The sequence below is a fragment of the Flavobacterium sp. RSP15 genome, assembly GCF_003968755.1.
Taxonomy (GTDB): Bacteria; Bacteroidota; Bacteroidia; order Flavobacteriales; family Flavobacteriaceae; genus Flavobacterium.
Genome location: NZ_RYDL01000003.1, coordinates 23,288 through 44,104, shown reverse-complemented (window position 1 = coordinate 44,104; position 20,817 = coordinate 23,288). Strand labels below are relative to the sequence as shown.

Sequence of the window (20,817 nt, the reverse complement as noted above, 5' to 3'; positions counted from 1 at the left end):
TTTATAAACCCAATTAAAATTACAATTATGAAAAATTTTTTAATCGTAGCGACTATCGCAATCGGAATGTTAACTTCTTGCAACAACAAAGCAAATAACGAAACTGAAAACACTGAAAGTCAATCTACTGAAACAGTAGAACAAGTTCAAGTGGTCACAGATTCTACGGATCAAGTAGGTACGGACAGTATTAATCAAGTGGAGCAAGATAAAGTTGATGCGGCTCATGGTCACACGCATTAGTATAATTTAACAGGCTGCTTCTCTTGCGAAAATTTCAGGAGAGAAGTAGTTTTTTAAAGAAAAATAAAATTATGAATTCAAAAAAAATAATATTTCTTGTTATACTTTTTTTTGTCGGCATCACATGCGTTTTTGCTCATGGTGTAGATGAAAATACGCAAACTTTTTTGTCAGGAAATGATGGCGTTGCTTTTGGCCCATTTCTCTATATTGGAGCAAAACACATGCTTACGGGTTACGATCATCTGCTTTTTTTAGTTGGTGTTATCTTTTTCCTTTATCGTCCGAAAGAAGTGCTACTTTATGTAAGTTTCTTTACAATTGGTCATAGCGCAACATTATTGTTTGGAGTTATGAGTACTATATCAATTAATTCGTATTTAATTGATGCCATTATCGCACTGTCAATAGTGTATAAAGGTTTTGATAATTTAGGTGGTTTCAAGAAATTTTTCGGAAGGCAACCCAATACAAAAGCTGCTGTTTTGATTTTTGGATTATTTCATGGTTTCGGGCTTGCCAGCAAATTGCAAGATTTCAAATTTGAAAAAGAAGGATTGTTTACCAATCTGCTTGGATTCAATATTGGTGTCGAAATAGGTCAGTTCATAGCATTGACTTTTGTGCTAATCTTGATTACTTTATGGCGCAGACATTCCAGCTTTATGAAATTTTCAACAATAACAAATACGCTGCTTATGGCTGCTGGATTTGTATTAATAGGATATCAATTAACGGGTTATTTTACATCTTAAAAATTAAAAAATGTCAGAAATAAATCATCAAATAGTAAATAAAAAACAAATTATCAAAGCAGTTATCTTCGCGTTACTACTTTCTGTACTAATTTTAGTAAGCGCAGTTTTACCTGCCGAATATGGAATGGATCCAATAGGAACAGGCAAACTGTTCGGGTTTAGTAAGCTTTATGTACCAGCGGATGCTGATGATGGATTAGCTACAATAACAGGAAAAACATTCCCATTAATTAAAATGGAAAAAGCAGGTTCTGGACCTGAAGTAAAAAGACCAATCGAAGCAAATAATCCTGCACCTGAAAAACAATATGCAGAAAGAGAAGACACGGTTGAAGTAATCGTACCGGCAGGAAAAGGAATTGAATATAAAATTTATATGCTGAAATATGGCAAAATGAAATACGAATGGACGACTAATAAAGGAATTGTTTATTTTGATTTTCACGGGGAAGTAAAACAAGCTAAAGAAACTAATGACGTTTATTTTGAAAGTTACACGCTTGCCTATTCCAATAATATGGTTGGGACTTTTTATGCTCCGTATGAAGGAAAACACGGTTGGTTTTTCAGAAATAATGAAAAGACAGCCATTACAGTTACAATAAAATTAAAAGGTCAGTATTCAATATAAGTAGTGAACATTCCTAAATATAACAAATTATGCTAAATAAAATTATTGAGTTTTCAATCAAAAACAAACTCATTATTGGACTGTTTATTTTAGCTCTCATCGGATATGGGAGTTATCAATTTACCAAATTACCAATTGATGCCGTTCCTGATATTACAGATAATCAAGTCCAGGTAATTACTTCAGCGCCATCACTGGGTGCGACCGATATTGAAAGACTGATTACTTTTCCAATAGAACAAGCCAATAGTAATATTCCTGGACTGAAAGAAATTCGTAGTTTTTCTCGTTTTGGTTTATCAGTGGTTACCATTGTTTTTAATGATGCAACTGATGTGTACTGGGCAAGACAGCAAGTAACCGAACGATTAAGTGCTGTTAAAGACCAAATTCCCACCGGTATTGGAAATCCAGTTCTTGCACCGGTGACAACAGGTCTAGGCGAAATTTATCAATATGTTGTACGAACCAAACCCGGTTATGAAAAAAAATACGATATCACGGAGTTAAGAACCATTCAAGATTGGATTGTTCGCCGGCAGTTATTGAGCGTTGAAGGTGTGGCGGAAGTGAGCAGTTTTGGTGGAAAATTGAAACAATTTGAAATAGCCGTTGACCCAAATAAATTGCAATCCTATAATATCACTATTACAGATGTTTTTACGGCTTTAGAAAAAAACAATCAAAATACGGGTGGTGCTTACATTGAAAAAGGACCTAAAGTTTTATACATCCGCAGTGAGGGATTAATTAATACTATCGAAAACATAAAAGATATTGCTATTAAAAACACGAATAACGGTAGTCCTTTGTTTATTCGTGATGTAGCTGAAGTTCGCATTGGTAGTGCTATCCGTTACGGAGCAATGACATTTCACAAAAAAGAGGTTCAATCTGGGGAAGTTTCAGGTGCAGTAGTAATGATGTTAAAAGGAGCCAACAGTAATGTGGTTATTAAAAACATTAAGGATCGTATTGCACAAATTGAAAAAACATTACCCGAAGGTGTTATACTGGAACCTTTTCTAGACCGCACCAAAATGGTAAATAATTCTATTTCGACGGTCGAAAAAAATTTATTAGAAGGTGCATTAATAGTTCTCTTTGTTCTTATTTTCTTTTTAGGAAACATACGAGCAGGATTAATTGTGGCGTCAGTTATTCCTTTGGCAATGTTGATAGCGGTCATATTGATGAACATATTTGGGGTGAGCGGTAATTTAATGAGTTTAGGGGCATTAGATTTTGGATTGATTGTAGATGGTGCTGTTATTATTGTTGAAGCGTGTTTGTTTAGTTTGCACAGCAGGAAAACTGCTCAAATTTCACAACAAGAAATGGACAGCACCGTACTAAAAACGTCAATAAAAATGCGTAATGTTTCCGTTTTTGGGGAATTGATTATATTGATCGTGTACATTCCCATTTTTACGTTGCGCGGTATTGAAGGGAAAATGTTTTTACCAATGGCACAAACCATTGCATTTGCTCTGTTTGGTGCTTTTATATTGTCGTTGACTTATGTTCCGATGATGACCGCTCTATTTTTAAATAAAAAAATATCCCACAAAAAAACTTTTTCAGATATAATGATGGAAAAATTAGAAAATTTCTATCAACCCATTTTGAACAAAGCATTGGGAATTCCAAGAACAATTATTGCTGTAACATTAGGATTGTTTGTTTTAGCGCTGATTACACTTTCGTTTATGGGTGGTGAATTTATGCCCTCGTTAGAAGAAGGAGATTTTGCAGTAGAAACTAGGGTTTTGCCGGGAAGTAATTTGCAAACTTCAATGACAGCTATTTCACAAGGTGCAAAAATATTAATAGAAAAATTTCCCGAAGTGGAGAAAATTGTAGGCAAAACAGGAAGTAGCGAAGTGCCTACCGATCCAATGCCAATTGATGCAAGCGATATGATGATCATTTTAAAGAACAAAAGCGAATGGACTTCTGCCACAACTTTTGACGAATTATCAGCAAAAATGGCCAAGGAATTGGAAGCTGTTCCTGGAGTTTCCTTTGGTTTTCAATATCCGGTTCAAATGCGTTTTAATGAATTGATGACTGGTGCTAGGCAAGATGTGGTCTGTAAAATATTTGGAGAAAACTTAGATACGTTGGCGTTATACGCCAATAAGTTAGGTAAAATTGTAAGTACCGTAGAGGGAACTTCCGATCTTTATGTAGAAACCGTTACCGGAATGCTACAAGTAGTAATTGACTACAACAGAGCTTCCATTGCACAATACGGATTAAACATTCAGGATATTAATCGAATTGTAAATACCGCATTTGCAGGACAAAGCACAGGGGTTGTTTACGAAGGTGAAAAACGATTTGATTTAGTAGTTCGCTTAGAAGGTGAAAAACGTCAGGATTTGGCGGATGTTCAAAATTTATTAATTCCAACGGCAACTGGTTTGCAAATTCCTTTATCTCAATTAGCTAAAGTTGAAATTATCGAAGGACCGAATCAAATACAAAGGGAAGATGCCAAACGTAGAATTGTAGTTGGTTTTAATGTACGAGGCCGTGATGTACAAAGTATTGTAAAAGAACTGCAAGGTAAAGTCGAAGCTCAAATAAAATTTCCTGCGGGATACTATCCTACGTATGGTGGTGCTTTTGAAAACTTAAACGAAGCCAAAAATCGTTTGATGATTGCAGTTCCTGTTTCATTACTATTAATATTTATTTTGCTCTATTTTGCGTTCAATTCCGTAAGACAAGGACTGTTGATTTATTCGGCAATTCCACTATCGGCAATTGGAGGTATTTTCTTTTTAGCATTGCGTGGAATGCCGTTTAGCATCAGTGCCGGAGTTGGTTTTATTGCTTTATTTGGTGTAGCGGTTCTGAATGGATTGGTGTTAATTGCAGAATTCAACAGCATTCGAAAATCGGGGGAAACCGATTTAAAAGCGATTGTTTTGCAAGGAACTAGAATACGATTACGCCCCGTTTTAATGACTGCATTTGTAGCATCATTAGGGTTTTTACCCATGGCATTAAGCAATGGTTCTGGTGCAGAAGTACAAAAACCATTGGCAACTGTTGTCATCGGAGGTCTGTTGGTTGCAACATTTTTAACTCTATTTGTTTTACCAATTTTATATATCATGTTTGAAAAAGGAATTAAATTAAAACCAAAAAAGATAAAATCAATTACGACTATCCTGGTATTGGGATTGTTCTTTTCTTTTCAAAGTACCAATGCTCAGGAAAAAATTTCAATAGAGCGCGCGATTGAAACAGCTCTTTTAAACAATATCAAAATTAAAAATGAAAAACTGAATTCAGAGTACTTGCAAATAATGGAAAACACAGGTTATGATATTTCCAATACGGGAATTATAAGCGAATATGGTCAGTTTAACAGCACTGTAAATGATGTGAAAATTGGTGTTTCGCAAAGCATAAAATTCCCAACCGTTTATAAAAGACAGAAACAACTTTTAATAGAAGAAGCCAAAAAAGGACAATGGAACGAAGCTTTGCAAAGAAAGCAATTGACCAGACAGGTAACAATCGTGTTTTACGAAATGATGTATCTAAAAGAAAAGGAAAAGCTGTTGCTAAAAAGCGATAGTATATATTCTGATTTTTTAAGGACCTCAACGCTTCGGTTTGATAAAGGCGAAAGCAATATATTAGAAAAAGCAACCGCTGAAAACCAATCCGGACAAATAAAAATTCAACTTTTGGAATTACAAAGTGATTACAAAATAATTCAATCACAATTCAAGTATTTACTTAATACAGATAAAGACTTTGTCCCAGTTTCAAATAAATTTAAAATGGATTTCATCAAAAATTCAGATACAAATGCTATTAGCAATCAACCCAGTGTGAAATTATTTGAGCAAGAAGTGAATAGCAGTAAAGCAGAAGTTTCACTTGAAAAATCTAAAAAATTACCGGAATTAATTGGTGGTGTTTATTACCAGACTTTCAAAACAAATACTGTATTTCAAGACAGTAATAATGGTGTTTACGGACAATTAGGAGTGGCGCTTCCATTATTTAATACAGCAATAAATAACAGGAAAAAGGCTTTAGAGATAAATACGCAAATAGCCGAAAATAATTTAAATAATGAAAAACTAAAACTGGAAAGCAAGAATCAGGAATTAGTCCAGGAATATAAAAAACACAAAGAAACTATCGCCTATTACGAGAGTCAAGCTTTAAAAAATGTTGATTTAGTAACTAAAGCTGCTAATGATAAATTTATCAATGGTGACATTAATTATATGGAATGGGTAATGCTTATTAATCAAGGTACCGAAATTCAAAGCAGATACATCGAAGCAGTTAAAAAATTAAACACCGCTGTAATTGAAATCAATGCTTTAACTAATTAAAATAGTTTAATTATGAAAGGAGCATGATCGTAATTAGGGTCGCCAGCGCCAATGATGATATGCGAATTACATATGACTGGACTTGCTAACTTTACCCGCATAAAAAGTTAAGAATAAAAACCTTAATTTTAAATTATGAAAAAGAATCGAAAATTCACAAATACCAAAATAAAAATACTATCATGATTAAAAATACAATTATTACAATATTGGCAATAGTATTCCTTTCTTCCTGTAGAGATAAGAAAACGGAAAGCGAAACAGAAGCTAATCCAACTATCGAAAACACGACAACTCTTACCGATGCACAAATAAAAAATGCAGGTATTGAAACTGGAAAAATCACACAAAAACAAATTTCATCTACCTTAAAATTAAATGGTAAAATAGATGTGCCGCCTCAAAGCTTAGTTTCCATTAGTGTTCCTATGGGCGGTTATTTAAAATACACCAAATTGTTAGAAGGAATGCATGTTACCAAAGGGCAGGTTTTGTGCGTTGTAGAAGACCAACAATACATTCAACTGCAGGAAGATTACCTTTTGGCGAAAGCAAAAATTGGGTATGCAAAAGCCGAATTTGAAAGACAAAAAGAACTCAACCAAAGCAAAGCCAGCAGCGATAAAGTGTATCAACAAGCACAATCAGAATACAACTCACTATTTGTAATGGTGCAATCGTATGGCGAGAAATTAAAATTTGCGGGGATAAATCCGAATAATGTTTCAACAAAAAACATTTCAAAAAGCATCAATGTATACTCGCCAATAAGTGGTTATGTAGCTAAGGTAAATGTAAATATTGGCAAGTATGTAAACCCGAGCGATGTTTTATTCGAGATTGTAAATCCATCGGATATTCATTTGGCCTTAACCGTATTTGAAAAAGACATCAATAAATTGGATATTGGTCAATCGGTATTGGCTTATACTAATACCAATCCCGAGAAAAAATATCCTTGCCAAATTATTTTGATAGGTAAAGATTTTTCAGAAAACCGCAGCACTGAAATACACTGCCATTTTATAAATTATGATAAAACACTTTTACCGGGCATGTATATGAATGCCGAAATAGAATTAAAAAGTCAGCAATCAAATGTACTGCCATCTGATGCTATTGTAAATTATGAAAATAAGAATTATATCTTTATTGCCAAACAAAATAAACAATTTGAAATGAAAGAAGTCACAATAGGAGCGACAGAAAATGAATTCACTGAAATTCTTTCAGACGATTTAAAAGAGGCAACTATTGTGATTAAAGGTTCTTATTCCCTTTTGATGAAAATGAAAAATGTAGAAGAATAAAAAACATAAATTTACAGTAATGACAGAAAATAATTTTTAAAATCAATCACGCTGTCATATTTAGGTAGTTGCATTAGTTGTCAGAATTTTATAAGTGAATAACTCAGTTAAATTTATAAAAAACAATTTAATACCTAAATTCAAATTTCATTCAAAATTGAATTGTTAATTTGCAATATGAAAATTCTAATCATCGAAGACGAAATCGATATTGCTAATAGCATAAAAAGTTATCTAAAAACAAATGATATTCATTGCGAAACCGCAAGCACGTATCAAACGGCTTTAGACAAAATTATTATGTATGATTATGATTGTATTTTAGTAGATCTAATGCTTCCGGGTGGTGATGGATTTGGCATTTTGAAGAAATTGAAAATACTAAACAAATCAGAGGGGATTATTATAATTTCGGCTAAAGAAACGTTAGAGACCAAAATCGAGGGATTCAATCTTGGAGCAGATGATTATTTGACGAAACCCTTTCATCTTTCAGAGTTGTTGGTCAGAATTCAGGCCTTGGTTAGAAGAAAAAAATACGACGGAAACAATAAAATTGAATTCAATGAAATAGAAATTGATACTTTAGCAAAATCGGTAAAAATTGGAGAGAAGAAAATAGAATGCACCAAGAAAGAAATTGATTTATTATTGTTTTTAATTGGAAATAAAAACAAGGTTTTGTCTAAAAGCGCCATAGCTGAACACCTTTCGGGTGATATGGCGGACATGCTGGACAATCATGATTTTGTTTATGCCCACATCAAGAATTTGAAAAAAAAGCTAAACGATGCCGGAAGCAATGATTACATAAAATCAGTTTACGGAATTGGTTACAAATGGAACAATGAATAAAAAATTATTACATACTACTCTAAAATATTATGTTTTATTTTCTTTAATAGTGATGCTTTCAGCAGCTCCATTATTCTTTTATATAACTCAATTACTGTATCTACATGAAACAGATGAAGCCTTGCTACTTCAAAAAGAGGAATTCGAGTTATTGTATGCGCCGCAATTACAAGACAAGGATGTTGCAGTTTGGAATAAATGGAATAGGGATATAAAAGTAGAGAAAGTTCAGAAAATAATTCCTAGAGACACACTATTCAGCAATAGTTATTATAATAATTTGGAGAAAGAAAAGGAACCCTATCGGGTGCTAAATGCTCCAGTTACAATTAATAATAAACACTACCTTTTTACTGCCAGAATAAACCTAGTTGACAATAAGGATTTTATTGTCAGTATTTTAATGGTGTTTACCATCATTATTTTAATTCTTTTATTTGGATTATTTATCATTACTAAAAGGCTATCTCTTAGGCTTTGGAAACCATTTTATGACACTCTCGAGCAAATTGAGAAATTTGAAATCGATAAAAGTTCCCATCCAAAATTAGTTGTAAATACAATTGAGGAATTCAATCGACTCAATCAGGCAATAAATAAATTGATTGAAAAAAACACACGCATTTATAAAAGCCAAAAAGAATTTATTGAGAACGCAGCACACGAATTGCAAACACCAATTGCTATTTTTAAAGGAAAATTGGAAACATTATTGCAAAGAGACGATGTGTCGGAAGAACAATTTGAAATACTGGATAAATTAAATGATACAACAACAAGGCTAAACCGATTAAATAAAAACCTGTTGCTTTTATCAAAAATAGAAAATAAACAATATAACATTCCTGAAGAGGTTCTTTTAAATGAGGTTATCACAAATCAATTAGATTTTTTTAAAGAACAGGCATTAGCAAAAAATATTAAGATAAATACTGCTTTAGAATCGAATACATTTGTTAAAACGAATCTGTTTTTGTCTGAAATTTTGATCAGTAATTTGTTTCTGAATGCAATTAATCATAATGTGGCTAATGGAAGCATAAATGTTGTTTTGCATAAGAATGCTTTAGTTTTTTCCAATACGGGTATATTAAAATCGCTTGAAACAGATAAATTATTTGAACGTTTTTCTAAAGTAAATCCATCCTCGAAAGGGAACGGTCTGGGTTTATCAATAATTAATAAAATTGTAGAGAACAACAATTGGGAAGTTATTTATAGTTACAAAGATAAGTTACACATTTTCGAAATTCAATTCTAAAATTCAATATTTCTTCAAACTCCAATCGCAACTTTGTCGTTTAAATAAAGAATAAAAATTAAGATATGCCAATAAAAACAATATTATTAGTATCATTTCTAATACTATCAATTTCAGATTTATTAGGACAAAACAAAGCGGTCACACTATCCGGAATTACAAAAGATAAAACCTCAAAAGAGACTTTGCTGGATGTAAATGTACTCTTGAAAAACACAAAGGATAACGTTTTGATTACGGGAACTGTTACCAACGAAGAGGGTAGGTTTTCATTTTCGAATGTAGTTCCTGGAAATTACTTTCTAGAGTTTACACTTGATGGATACAAAACAAAAAACCAACCTATTTATGTAGGTTCACTTTCTGAATTTCTAGATGAGGGAAGCATTGAATTGGAAGACAATGCTACTATTTTAAATGAAGTTGTGGTCGTTTCAAAGGAAGAACTTATTAATCAGAAAATGGACAAAAAAACCTTCTCTGTGGCAGATAATATCAGTCAGAGTGGTGGTTCTGTTTTACAAACAATGCAAAATTTGCCTGGTGTTTCTGTGCAAGACGGGAAAGTACAAATTAGAGGCAATGATAAAGTCACCGTTTTAATTGATGGAAAACAAACTGCATTAACAGGATTTGGAAACCAATCGGGCTTAGATAATATACCCGCATCTGCGATAGAAAAAATTGAAATCATTAACAATCCTTCTGCAAAATACGATGCCAACGGAAACGCTGGAATTATCAATATTATTTACAAGAAAAACAAAAAAGAGGGATTCAACGGAAAAGTGGGTTTTACCTCTGGATTGGGTGCGCTGTGGGAAAGAAAAGAAAATTTACCAACTATTCGTCCGCAATACTCATTAACACCAAAAATTAATCCGACGTTATCACTTAATTATCGTAAAAACAAAATCAATGCTTTTTTTCAGGGTGATTATCTTTATACAGAAACGCTCAATAAAAACGAGTTTGTAACGCGAACCTACACTGATGGAACTATTATTAATCAACAAACCAAAAGAAATCGGAATACGCACTTTACTACTTTAAAAACTGGAATTGACTGGAATATTAATGACCGAAATTCATTAACCGTTTCTGGTCTGTTTGGAACCGAAAAAATCATTGACAATGGAGATCAGCCCTTTTTCAATGAAAATTATTCGGAACGATTGCGACTGTGGCAATTTTTGGAAGATGAATTAAAAACCACCGCTATGGCTACTGCGGCATACCAGCACAAGTTTAAAGAAGCAGGACGGTTATTAAATATTGGTTTAAATTATACTTTTCACAGAGAGGATGAAAAATATTTTTTTGACAATATTTTGCCAACCTACACCGGAAAAGATGCTTTCAAATTGTTATCAGAGGAGAAAGTAGCCGACTTTAATATTGATTATATCAAACCCTTAAAATACGGAAGATTTGAAACCGGTTTTAAATTCAGAAAAAGGGATATTCCAACTAATATGCAGTTCTTCCCCGGCGCAAATTCTCCCATAGATAGCGGTGCTGGCGGTCAAGCAACTTACAAAGAAATTATTCCGGCCGTGTACGGAAATTATATTTTTGAAAACAATAAAATTGAGGCAGAACTGGGTTTGCGAGTAGAATATGTCGATTTGCAATACAATATCAATCCAGATCATAATACCTATAAAAGTGACGGGTACAACTATACCCAACCTTTTCCAAATGTGCGATTGGCATACAAAATTGATGACAGCAATAAAATATCATTATTTTACAATCGTAGAGTAGACAGGCCAAATGAAGTCGATATTAGAATATTTCCAAAATACGATGATGCAGAAATAATAAAGGTTGGGAATCCTGCACTTCGTCCGCAGTTCACCAATTTGTTAGAACTGGGTTATAAAACGAACTTAAAAAAAGGATATTTCTATTCGGCAGTGTACCACCGTTTTGCAAATGCTACCATTACTCGAATAGCATCGACAGTTCCAGATAGCAATTTAATCTATGCTATTTTCCAAAATGCAAATAAAAGTTTCAATACAGGGATTGAAATGATCTTTTCACAAGAGATTGCAAAATGGTACTCGTTTAACTTCAACTTAATTGCGTATCACAATCAAATTAATGCTTTTGCTGTTGAAAATAAATATCCAATTCCCAATACTTTTTCGGCAGAGAAGCAAGACATTTTTTCTGGAAATATTAAATGGAACAATATCTTGCACTTATCCAAAAAAGTGGATGCTCAAGTAACCGCTATATATTTGGCGCCAGATATTATTCCGCAAGGAAAAATTGCTTCTCGATTTTCAATTGATTTAGGGATTAAAAAATCAGTCCAAAATGGCAAAGGAGAATTCTTTCTAAATGCAACCGACATTTTAAATACATTAGTAATCAGGAAACAAATTCAAGGTCTGAATTTTAATTACAGTAGCACCGATTATTACGAAACACAGGTAGTTCGATTAGGTTATAATTATAAATTTTAACTCAAATGGAAAAAGTACCGGGAATCACAATCGCATTTTGGATAATGAAAATGTGTGCAATTACTCTGGGTGAAACGGCTGGAGACTTATTTTTAATGATATTGAATATTGATTATACACTTAGCTCATTAATCTTAATTGGGTTTTTATTGTTACACTTCAAATGCAATAGTAATGAAAAAGTCACTTTTATTTGTTTTTCAATGTATTTTCAAAATTATTTTTTAAAATAGTATGCTCAAAAAAATCAAAATGTCAGGCAGATTTTCTTTGTTACTTTATTTTACACTTTGGTTTCTTATCGTCTCTCAAATAGCACGAATAATTTTTTTTATTTGGCAATTCGGCAAAGTTTCATTTAATATTTTTACCGTTAAAGGAATATTATTTACCGAATTATTGATTGATATCGGAACTATCAGTTTTATTGTACTTGTGGCTGTTGCCCTAAAAAGCATATTCCATAATAATTTGTCCGACACAGAGACAAGGAACGATCGAAGTTTGGAATCAATGATCCTCTGCATTCCGCCAACACCAGAACATTACATACAATAATTCATATGTTAAAAATAATTATATTTTCATTCTTTAGTATCGTAGCTATAAATGCGCAGGAAGTAAAAACAGATACTATTTCAAAAGCAGCTATTCCTCAAAATATTAAATTCAATTACAAACAACTTATTATTCCGGCTGTATTAACGGGGTATGGTTTTATAGGTATTGAAAGTGATCAGTTAAAAAGTTTCAATTCTCAAATCCGAGAGGAAGTACAAGAAGATATTGATACCAAGACAACTATTGACGATTTTTCGCAATATGCACCTGCACTTTCAGTTTATGCATTGAATGCCGCAGGAATTGAAGGAAAAAATAATTTTAAGGATCGTTCTTTAATATTGGTCACTTCCTACATCATTATGTCTGCAACAGTTTTGGGATTAAAATCGTTAACCAGAGTTGAAAGACCAGACGGAAGTTCCAATAATTCTTTTCCATCAGGGCATACTGCAACAGCTTTTTCCGGAGCTGAATTTTTATGGCAAGAATACAAAGACAAATCGATTTGGTACGGAATTTCAGGATATATTGTTGCAACAGGAACAGGAGTTTTTAGAATTGTCAACAATAAACATTGGCTGACAGATGTTGCCACTGGTGCAGGAATTGGAATTTTAAGCACTAAAATTGCCTACTGGATGCATCCTTACTTAAATAGGAAATTATTCAGATCCGAAAGAAATAATACAACATCAGTTATTGCGCCTTTTTACAATGGAAAACAATTAGGATTGTGCTTGGTGAAAACTTTTTAAAAACGGAACCTCTATTTCACTAGTCAATTATTGCAATTACTTATCTTTTGATTACAAAAATACAGTTTATAAAAACCTGTGTTTAATCGTATTTTTTTCCTTAAGTAGTACAAATACTCAAAACGTAGATAATAATATTTGTAGAGCTATTAATCTTAATAGCTATAGATATTTATTCGGGTAAAGTTAACAGTTTCAGATTGCGTTATTATTTTAAAATAGTTTTGAATTTGAATTTAAGGGGATTGCTCAAGTTGATTAAACATAAGTGATAACCATTGACAATGGTTTTTAAAATTAGACAAAATAACGCATCAGAGTGATTTTAAACTACCGTTTATAATATTGCTCCTTTTGACCTTATGACGTTTAAGCGTCCGACTAACTTACATTTGTGGAAAGAACAAAAAACGAAACTGGAACAAAATGATTAAAAAACAATCCAAGTAGCTGTTGATCGATCAGTATCTGATGAAATCCTGAAAAACGATATTAACATATTTAATTGTCAACTTTATTGTCAATTAAAAATAAAATACTGTAAATCAAACGATTACAGGCTTAAAAGTGGAGTGGCTGGGACTACAATCGAACACCTAATTCCTATATTAACTTTTTTTGACAGCTTAAAATAATGACTTAATGTGTTGATTTTTAATTATTTAACTAAATGATTATTTTCAAGTTTAAAATATTTAGCGAAATGTTTTTAATAATTCTAAGTTTTTAAAAGGTAAAACGGTGTACATAAAGGAAATGTTACAGTTCAACATTCGAACTCTAATTCACGGTCGAACATTTTGTGTAGGTAGAAATTACGATAGATTATTCGAAGCATTCAATTTTATAACATTCAGAGTTTCTAACAACAGAAAGTAAATTTTTAAAATTACCGGTATAACAGTAAAACAACCTTTTATTTCTCTTATTTAAGCCAATTCACTATAACTTGCGTATTAATTACCGTTATAGCGGTAAAAATAATGTTTTTATTTTAAAACACTTGCATTGTAAAGCATATTTTTTTATTTTTACTGTTAAAGCGGTAAAAATGAATGATTTTAATTTAGGTCTCTTCATAAAAGAGCATCGTAAGCAAGCAGGATTAACACAATTAGAATTGGCTAATCTAGCAGGTGTAGGGAAGACTACCCTTTTTGATATTGAAAAAAATAAAGAAACGGTTAGTTGGAATAATCTTTTAGCTGTTCTAAAAGTACTAAACATTGAAGTTCAGTTTAAAAGCCCAATAAATAAATAATTATGAAAAAAGCAATCATATTTGTTCACAACAAAAGAGCAGGAATATTGAGTGAGAATACTACTGGAGGATATGAATTTATCTATGATCACAATTATGAGGGCGAACCTGTATCACTGACAATGCCTTTAAATACTAAAACATATTCATTTGCCAAATTTCCCTCTTTTTTTGAAGGATTGTTGCCAGAAGGAATTATGCTCGAAGGGCTTTTAAAAATTGGTAAAATTGACAAATATGATTATTTCTCACAACTAATTGCAACAGGAAATGATTTGGTAGGAGCAGTAACGGTAAAAGAATGGAAAGATGAATAGATGTCCAATTACTTACGAACTATGTGGCACTGAAAAATATAGCGAAAAAGGACTTCGGATGATTGCTCCTAAACTTACTACATTACATGATTTACCATTTACAGCTGCTGAACAAAGGCAAGAAGCGGCAAATCGTGCTAAGAAATTATCCATTCAAGGAGTTCAACCTAAATTAAGTGCTGTTATTTCAGTAGCAAATCAACAATTTGAAATTGTAGATCAGTTTGGTAATTATATTATAAAACCTCAAAATGATATCTTTCCAGAATTGCCAGAAAATGAAGATGTAACCATGAAGATGGCAAAAGTATATGGGCTTGATGTGCCTCTTCATGGATTGGTTTATTCAAAAGACGGGAGTCTTTCTTATTTTATCAAACGATTTGACAGATACAGTAAAGGAAAAAAATATGCTACGGAAGATTTTGCACAACTGACAGGAAGCTCAAGAGATACCAAGTATGATTATACTATGGAAAACTTAGTCAAAGTGATTGATGAATACTGCACTTTTCCTGCTATAGGGAAAGCAGATTTTTTTAAACGAGTTTTATTCTGTTTTATAACAGGTAACGAAGATATGCATTTAAAGAACTTTTCGGTAATTACAAAAGCGGGAAAAACCACTTTGACCCCAGTTTATGACTTTTTAAATTCCCCCATTTCCGTTAAAAATCCACAGGAAGAATTAGCGCTATCTCTTAAAGGTAAAAAGAGCAATTTCAAATCAACGGAATTAATAGAGTATTACGCAAAAGAACGCTTAGGACTTAATGATAAAACGGTTACCACTATTTTAGCTGATATGAATAAAAGCCTGTCTAAATGGATTGAACTTGTAGAAGTGTCTTTTTTGTCTGACACTATGAAAGAGAAGTATCTGAGTGTATTGGATAATAGGATGAAGAGATTTTAAATAATCAGGTATATCTACGTATAAATAATCGTGTTAAAATCATTTATATTTGGTAGATAACAAATTGTAATACGTATTATTGAGGAACACTTTGCGCAGCGGGATATTAGATTTAAATGGGATTATTACATTTAAATATGCCCACTCTTAACTGTGATAAAAAAAAATCACAGATAATGGAAATGGAGAAGTTAACAGAGACTGAAACATTGTGATTATAACTGAACGGAAGCTTTTATTTGATAATAATAAAAAAAGACTATTGAGAGGCTTTCTTTTCTTATTATTGTAAATCATTGTTGTAGCGGGCGCAAAGTAAGAGACTATTGCGCAGCATTATCGCGGCACACTTTGCGGAGCAGTTGTTTAAAAACCAAAAGCCACTCCGTAATGAAGTGGCTTTTGTTATTGATTTTCTTTGTGGGCACGAGCCAGAGGCGTCGCTCTAGCCATTGCGATTATTTCCGCTAGGACCAGCTGGGGGTAAAAAAAGTATCTTGCTAAAGGTCATTGAAAGCTTTGCTTCTAAAAAACTATTTAAAGTCTATTTAAAAAAAACATAGCTAAGCTCTAAACAAAAAAGGGGCTATCTCACAACTTGTGAAATAGTCTCATTTTCTATTTTTTATTCGGACTCCTATTGAAGCGAAGGTCTCAAATATTCAATTCTCAAGGAGTTGTTTTAGTATTGAGACTTCTTCTTTTTGTTTGATTTTGTATTGTATGCTCATTGCGGGCACGGTTTGCAAAACCGCCTTCTAACCGCTTACATATCCGCACCATCGGGGTTTTCTAAAATCCCGAAGAAAAGGTTTAGATACCAAGTTTTTTGCCGATTATAAAAGCAGTTTGAAAACCTTAAAAACAAACCCTTTTTTTGAAGTTCGATACGACGGTATTCGTTGTTCGGCTTTAGAAAATTTTAAATATATGATACATTTTAGCGTTGACGAAGTCAATAACATCGTAGTAATAGACGCTGTTATTTCTACATATCAAGACCCAGAAGAGTATTGGTTGTAAGATTATCACAAAAAAAAAACATGCAAATTGCCTGTTTTTTTTATGCTTTATTTTGTTTGTGTATACAAAAGGGACACTTGCGCCAGCGCGGGGTTTATGGATTACTAATTCCGATTTTTTTTATATTATTTTTCTTATCTATTTGAATAAATAAAACACCATCAAAATTTGGGATTTTAAAAATTATATAATTTTTAAACTTTCTATTGATCTTTTTATACTTTTTATAAACTTCTTTGATATCCATGCCAACAGTAATATCGTTCAATTTCCAGTCGCTATTATTAATAGTAATATCTGTTATAAAATTACCTGTTAGTTCAATCTTTAAACCACTATAAGTAATATTTGTCCAAGGCTCAGAATCTCCATCTGACTCTTCTGAAGCGGATTCTTTTAAAATTGACATTGGTTTTCCAAATATTAATTCGATTTTTTTAGAAGTAGTTTTATCATTGACATTAAGAAATTTACTTGTTTTGCAAAATTTTAAAATTACTAAATGATTTTCAATAATTTCAGGACTTTTTTTATTATGTTGAAAGTCTAAAATATAGTAAAAAGGAAGTGTGAAAAATAAAATAAAATGTAGTGTTTTCATTTGTATTAAAAATTAGTGTATAGCATAGGATTAACAGATGTTCCATTTATTTTAATATTTAAATGTAAGTGAGGACCAGAACTACCTGGTCTATTTGCATTACCAGTCGATCCAGAAAGTCCAATAATATCTCCTTGACTTATTTTAGCATGTACTTTAACATGAACGGCACTTAAATGCCAATATGAAACTGTTAAACCTCCTTTCGATAAAATAGCTACCCTATTTCCTGCTCCGTTTCTATCTCCAATATTATCTTTGTAGTCGTCAATACCTTGTATTTGGGTGCTTATTGATTTAGTTACTATTCCATCTCTCATAGCATAGACAGGAGTTCCTACACTTGCTCTTAAATCTATTCCATCGTGAAATTTTTTCCCGGAATTCCTTGTATATCCCCAAGTTCCTCCTTTATAACCAGCAGCTGTGGGTAAAATTTCCATTTTACTTAAGGGATTTCCATTTAAACTACTATTAATTGTAGGTGCTTTAAAATTAAATTCTGACGATCTTCTCCAAGCAGATGACCAATCCATTTTAAAATTTGAACTTTTCGGTCTGCCTTGAATTATAACTTCCTTAAGCTTGCCACCCTTTACTGGAGGGTCAATTGTTTGCCCACCATCAGGGTCAATCAACGAAATCGGATTATTTCCCATTCCAAGATATGGACTATCAAACTCTCCATACGGATCAGGCGAGAGCCACCTCCCAATCCTTCCATCCCAAAGCCTCAGCTGAAATGCCTCCATGTTGGTTTCCCCATCGAGCTCTTGCCCCTGGAAAGCATAACGATAATTGTTTAACGAAGTACGCATTGGCAATTGCTCCCCAAAAGGGTAATAATCAGCATAGGACTGTATCGTTCCTGTTTTGGTTATGACTGCGCGTACATTGCCTAAATGATCGGTGATTTCGTAGGTACTGGCATTACTTGCTTTGTTATAAACTCCTAAGCGGCTCAGCCCATAAATAGGCAAATCGGTTTGGGCAATAGCACCGCCGCTTGGCATATTGTAAACGGCCATAGTATTCCCCGATAAATCTAAGCAATAATAGGTCGTGTTTTGTAATACGCCGCTTCCATTGGTTTGATACCCTTCTTTTTTGATACGCTGGCCTCTCTCGTTGTAAAAGAACTTCACGATAGGGGTAGTAGATCCTAGTCTTACCTCGGTTACTAATCCTTGTGTGTTGTAAAAGTAATATAAATTTTCTGAAGTATTTTGTATTAATTGACCAATAGCATCATAAACGTAATTACCCGCTGGCTGGCTATCAATATCAATAGTTGATAAGTTACTCACCACAGCATCGGTGACGCTGTTGAGTTGGTTTTTACCGGTGTTAGCGTAATTATAGGTTAAATTGTCTAGAGCAGTACCTGCTTCATTGGTACGTTGCAAGGTTTTGATATTTCCGTTTGCATCATAAGTAAGTCCAGCTTCTTTGTATTTCGTATCTGGACTAATGGCGGCAGTACTAGCGTTAGTGTTTCCAAAGGTAGCGGCGGTAAGCCAGTTGTTGCGGTCATAGTTGTATAAATATCCTTTTTGGTTAATGGTACTTCCGCTCAAGTCCATCATGTTACTTTTGTTAGCCCAACGCGCTGCTTTGATGTTACCATTATAATCGGCTCCTGCTGTAGGTGAAGTGGTAATGTTTCTGTCGGTACGTAGGTAATCTCCATTATAGTAATCAAGAGTAATACCAAAAATATCGTTGGTATCGCCACCAGGATCTTTCGTGGCCGCCAGACTCGGGTGATTGATACTCTTGAGCTGTCCGCCTAGCGTATACACATAATCCAATCCTTGTGCGCCTTGTGCAATATTAACTCTTTTAAGTTCGCCTATAAGATAATAGGAATAATCAGCATGGGTGATAAAAGGAGTGCCATAAGTAGCCGTTTCTACCTTAGTTAAAACACTATTATTATCATAAGAATAGCGATGTTCAAAACGCTCAGAAGATTTATCCTTTTGAAAAATTACATTGTTTACATTACGGCTAGAGCAAAAGAAGGACGATATATTGGAATTAAGGCTCCCTTCGGCTATGTTAAATCTGGTGAAGGAAAAGCTAGGATGCTAGTAATTGAAGAGTCTCAGGCCAAGACAATTAAATTTATGTACGATTCTTATCTGCATGATATTCCACTTTATATAATTAAAGAACAAGCGTTTAAACTGGGGTTTAAAGCGAGAGGGAATACTGCAGTTGAGAGGATTTTGACAAATCCTGTTTATGTAGGTATGTTGCAGGTACAGGGTTATAAAGAGTATCCTGGAGGAATCTTTCCAGCAATACATGAGGCAATAATTGATAAGACAACTTGGCAATTGGTGCAAAATAAAATGAAGAAGCCTGAAAAAATCAGGACAATATTGGATGAAAACTTACCACTTCGGGGGATTTTAAAATGTCATTGTGGAAACTTACTGACAGGTGCTCTATCAAGAGGAAAATCTGGAAAGTATTTTAACTACTACAAGTGTAAAACGTCTAAACATAATAATATTAGCGCACTCATAGCGCACAATCAGCTTGCTGAAATTTTTGAGCTGATGAGTTTGCCACAAAATATAATATCTGATATTAAAAAGTCATCTGTTACAAAAATGGAAGAGAATTTAAAATCTAACAAACTTGTAATAAACCAAAAGAAAATTCTACTAGATGAAACTCAAGAAAAAATGTTTTCTGTTGAAGAGAAATGGATTAAAAATGAGATATCTAAAGACACATACGATAGATGGTATACTACTTATAATACCGAAGTCACATCTTGCAAAGATTCTATCATTCTTCTAAGCCAAGTAGATAAGCATGCATTTACAATTTTACAAAAAAACTTGGATTTACTTGTTGATTTAAAATCAATATATAATCGAGCTACTATTACCCAAAAGAGAGAATTTGTAAAGCTGGTGTTCGACAGCAATTTATACTATCAGGATGGTATCTATCGAACACCTACAATGATTGATTTATTATCTCGTAATCACCTGTTAATGAAGGAAAAGGGTTTGCTTTTATACAATAAAAAAAGGGATGATTTTTCAATCATCCCATCCAGTGGAGTGGCTGGGACTACAATCGAACACCTAATTCCTATATTAACTTTTTTTGACAGCTTAAAATTGTACTGTAATCATTTGATTTTAAGTGATTTGATTTTTTTTAATTCAATGATTATTTTTTAGGTTTAAAATATTTACCTAACTGTTTTTAACGTTTTTCAATAATTTAAGTTTTTTAAAGATAAAAAGTTGTGTTTAAAAGAACCGTTAGAGTTCGACTGTCGAACTCTTTTTCACAGTCGAACACTTTAGAGATTAGAGTAATAGAAAAAAGTATATATAAAAATATGAAAAAAAATTAGGTTTTTCTTTTGCGGAGACAAAGAGGGATTTGTATTCCATTTCTAACCGGTTGATATTGTTACGTTTTAATAACTTTTATTATCCTTGGG

16 protein-coding genes are annotated in these 20,817 nt (G+C 33.0%); 14 read left to right on the top strand and 2 right to left on the bottom strand.

Annotation, left to right across the window (positions count from 1 at the left end; all coding sequences use genetic code 11):
* Nucleotides 1–27 precede the first annotated feature (27 nt).
* From EKM00_RS04730 to EKM00_RS04670, 13 genes are all read left to right on the top strand, one after another.
* Nucleotides 28–243, top strand: coding sequence for a hypothetical protein (locus EKM00_RS04730; protein WP_126515421.1), 216 nt, complete (start codon nt 28–30; stop codon nt 241–243).
* A 71-nt stretch (nt 244–314) separates the two neighbouring features.
* Nucleotides 315–998 carry a HupE/UreJ family protein gene (locus tag EKM00_RS04725; protein ID WP_126515420.1) on the top strand — a complete coding sequence of 228 codons (684 nt, stop codon included), beginning with the start codon at nt 315–317 and terminating at the stop codon, nt 996–998.
* A gap of 10 nt (nt 999–1,008) precedes the next feature.
* On the top strand, nt 1,009–1,632 hold the full coding sequence (locus EKM00_RS04720) for a hypothetical protein (RefSeq protein ID WP_126515419.1): 624 nt from the start codon (nt 1,009–1,011) through the stop codon (nt 1,630–1,632).
* A gap of 29 nt (nt 1,633–1,661) precedes the next feature.
* The gene (locus EKM00_RS04715; protein WP_126515418.1) at nt 1,662–6,002 is read left to right on the top strand and encodes a CusA/CzcA family heavy metal efflux RND transporter; all 4,341 of its coding nucleotides are present in this window, start codon (nt 1,662–1,664) and stop codon (nt 6,000–6,002) included.
* Between the two features lie 182 nt (nt 6,003–6,184).
* Nucleotides 6,185–7,312: an efflux RND transporter periplasmic adaptor subunit gene (locus EKM00_RS04710; RefSeq protein WP_126515417.1), complete on the top strand. Its 1,128-nt coding sequence runs from the start codon at nt 6,185–6,187 to the stop codon at nt 7,310–7,312.
* Nucleotides 7,313–7,489: 177 nt separating this feature from the next.
* Complete coding sequence (locus tag EKM00_RS04705) at nt 7,490–8,167, top strand: response regulator transcription factor (RefSeq protein ID WP_126515416.1); 678 nt, start codon at nt 7,490–7,492, stop codon at nt 8,165–8,167.
* Nucleotides 8,160–9,428: a type IX secretion system histidine kinase PorY gene (locus tag EKM00_RS04700; RefSeq protein ID WP_126515415.1), complete on the top strand. Its 1,269-nt coding sequence runs from the start codon at nt 8,160–8,162 to the stop codon at nt 9,426–9,428. The genes EKM00_RS04705 and EKM00_RS04700 overlap by 8 nt, the downstream gene beginning before the upstream one ends.
* Before the next feature lie 65 nt (nt 9,429–9,493).
* On the top strand, nt 9,494–11,905 hold the full coding sequence (locus tag EKM00_RS04695) for an outer membrane beta-barrel protein (protein ID WP_126515414.1): 2,412 nt from the start codon (nt 9,494–9,496) through the stop codon (nt 11,903–11,905).
* 5 nt (nt 11,906–11,910) lie between these two features.
* Complete coding sequence (locus EKM00_RS15135) at nt 11,911–12,138, top strand: hypothetical protein (RefSeq protein ID WP_126515413.1); 228 nt, start codon at nt 11,911–11,913, stop codon at nt 12,136–12,138.
* 330 nt (nt 12,139–12,468) lie between these two features.
* Complete coding sequence (locus EKM00_RS04685) at nt 12,469–13,224, top strand: phosphatase PAP2 family protein (protein ID WP_126515412.1); 756 nt, start codon at nt 12,469–12,471, stop codon at nt 13,222–13,224.
* 949 nt (nt 13,225–14,173) lie between these two features.
* Entirely contained in the window at nt 14,174–14,485 is a 312-nt protein-coding gene (locus EKM00_RS04680) for a helix-turn-helix domain-containing protein (protein WP_233592236.1), read from the top strand.
* Between the two features lie 2 nt (nt 14,486–14,487).
* Entirely contained in the window at nt 14,488–14,802 is a 315-nt protein-coding gene (locus EKM00_RS04675; RefSeq protein WP_126455997.1) for a HipA N-terminal domain-containing protein, read from the top strand.
* On the top strand, nt 14,795–15,718 hold the full coding sequence (locus EKM00_RS04670; RefSeq protein WP_126515411.1) for a HipA domain-containing protein: 924 nt from the start codon (nt 14,795–14,797) through the stop codon (nt 15,716–15,718). The genes EKM00_RS04675 and EKM00_RS04670 overlap by 8 nt, the downstream gene beginning before the upstream one ends.
* Before the next feature lie 1,117 nt (nt 15,719–16,835).
* Here the strand turns inward: EKM00_RS04670 and EKM00_RS04665 are convergent.
* Nucleotides 16,836–17,342: a hypothetical protein gene (locus EKM00_RS04665; protein ID WP_126515410.1), complete on the bottom strand. Its 507-nt coding sequence runs from the start codon at nt 17,340–17,342 to the stop codon at nt 16,836–16,838.
* 5 nt (nt 17,343–17,347) lie between these two features.
* Nucleotides 17,348–19,144 (bottom strand): peptidoglycan DD-metalloendopeptidase family protein, encoded by a 1,797-nt coding sequence (locus tag EKM00_RS04660; protein WP_233592240.1) that lies wholly within the window; start codon nt 19,142–19,144, stop codon nt 17,348–17,350.
* Nucleotides 19,145–19,294: 150 nt separating this feature from the next.
* Between EKM00_RS04660 and EKM00_RS04655 the strand changes: the two genes are divergently transcribed.
* Nucleotides 19,295–20,548 (top strand): recombinase family protein, encoded by a 1,254-nt coding sequence (locus EKM00_RS04655; protein ID WP_126515409.1) that lies wholly within the window; start codon nt 19,295–19,297, stop codon nt 20,546–20,548.
* Nucleotides 20,549–20,817 lie beyond the last annotated feature (269 nt).

Excerpts from the sequence above, each read along its gene's own strand:
- EKM00_RS04730 (WP_126515421.1), top strand. The coding sequence starts at position 28 with ATGAAAAATTTTTTAATCGTAGCGACTATCGCAATCGGAATGTTAACT.
- EKM00_RS04725 (WP_126515420.1), top strand. The coding sequence starts at position 315 with ATGAATTCAAAAAAAATAATATTTCTTGTTATACTTTTTTTTGTCGGC.
- EKM00_RS04720 (WP_126515419.1), top strand. The coding sequence starts at position 1,009 with ATGTCAGAAATAAATCATCAAATAGTAAATAAAAAACAAATTATCAAA.
- EKM00_RS04715 (WP_126515418.1), top strand. The coding sequence starts at position 1,662 with ATGCTAAATAAAATTATTGAGTTTTCAATCAAAAACAAACTCATTATT.
- EKM00_RS04710 (WP_126515417.1), top strand. The coding sequence starts at position 6,185 with ATGATTAAAAATACAATTATTACAATATTGGCAATAGTATTCCTTTCT.
- EKM00_RS04705 (WP_126515416.1), top strand. The coding sequence starts at position 7,490 with ATGAAAATTCTAATCATCGAAGACGAAATCGATATTGCTAATAGCATA.
- EKM00_RS04700 (WP_126515415.1), top strand. The coding sequence starts at position 8,160 with ATGAATAAAAAATTATTACATACTACTCTAAAATATTATGTTTTATTT.
- EKM00_RS04695 (WP_126515414.1), top strand. The coding sequence starts at position 9,494 with ATGCCAATAAAAACAATATTATTAGTATCATTTCTAATACTATCAATT.
- EKM00_RS15135 (WP_126515413.1), top strand. The coding sequence starts at position 11,911 with ATGGAAAAAGTACCGGGAATCACAATCGCATTTTGGATAATGAAAATG.
- EKM00_RS04685 (WP_126515412.1), top strand. The coding sequence starts at position 12,469 with ATGTTAAAAATAATTATATTTTCATTCTTTAGTATCGTAGCTATAAAT.
- EKM00_RS04675 (WP_126455997.1), top strand. The coding sequence starts at position 14,488 with ATGAAAAAAGCAATCATATTTGTTCACAACAAAAGAGCAGGAATATTG.
- EKM00_RS04670 (WP_126515411.1), top strand. The coding sequence starts at position 14,795 with ATGAATAGATGTCCAATTACTTACGAACTATGTGGCACTGAAAAATAT.
- EKM00_RS04665 (WP_126515410.1), bottom strand. The coding sequence starts at position 17,342 with ATGAAAACACTACATTTTATTTTATTTTTCACACTTCCTTTTTACTAT.
- EKM00_RS04655 (WP_126515409.1), top strand. The coding sequence starts at position 19,295 with ATGTTCAAAACGCTCAGAAGATTTATCCTTTTGAAAAATTACATTGTT.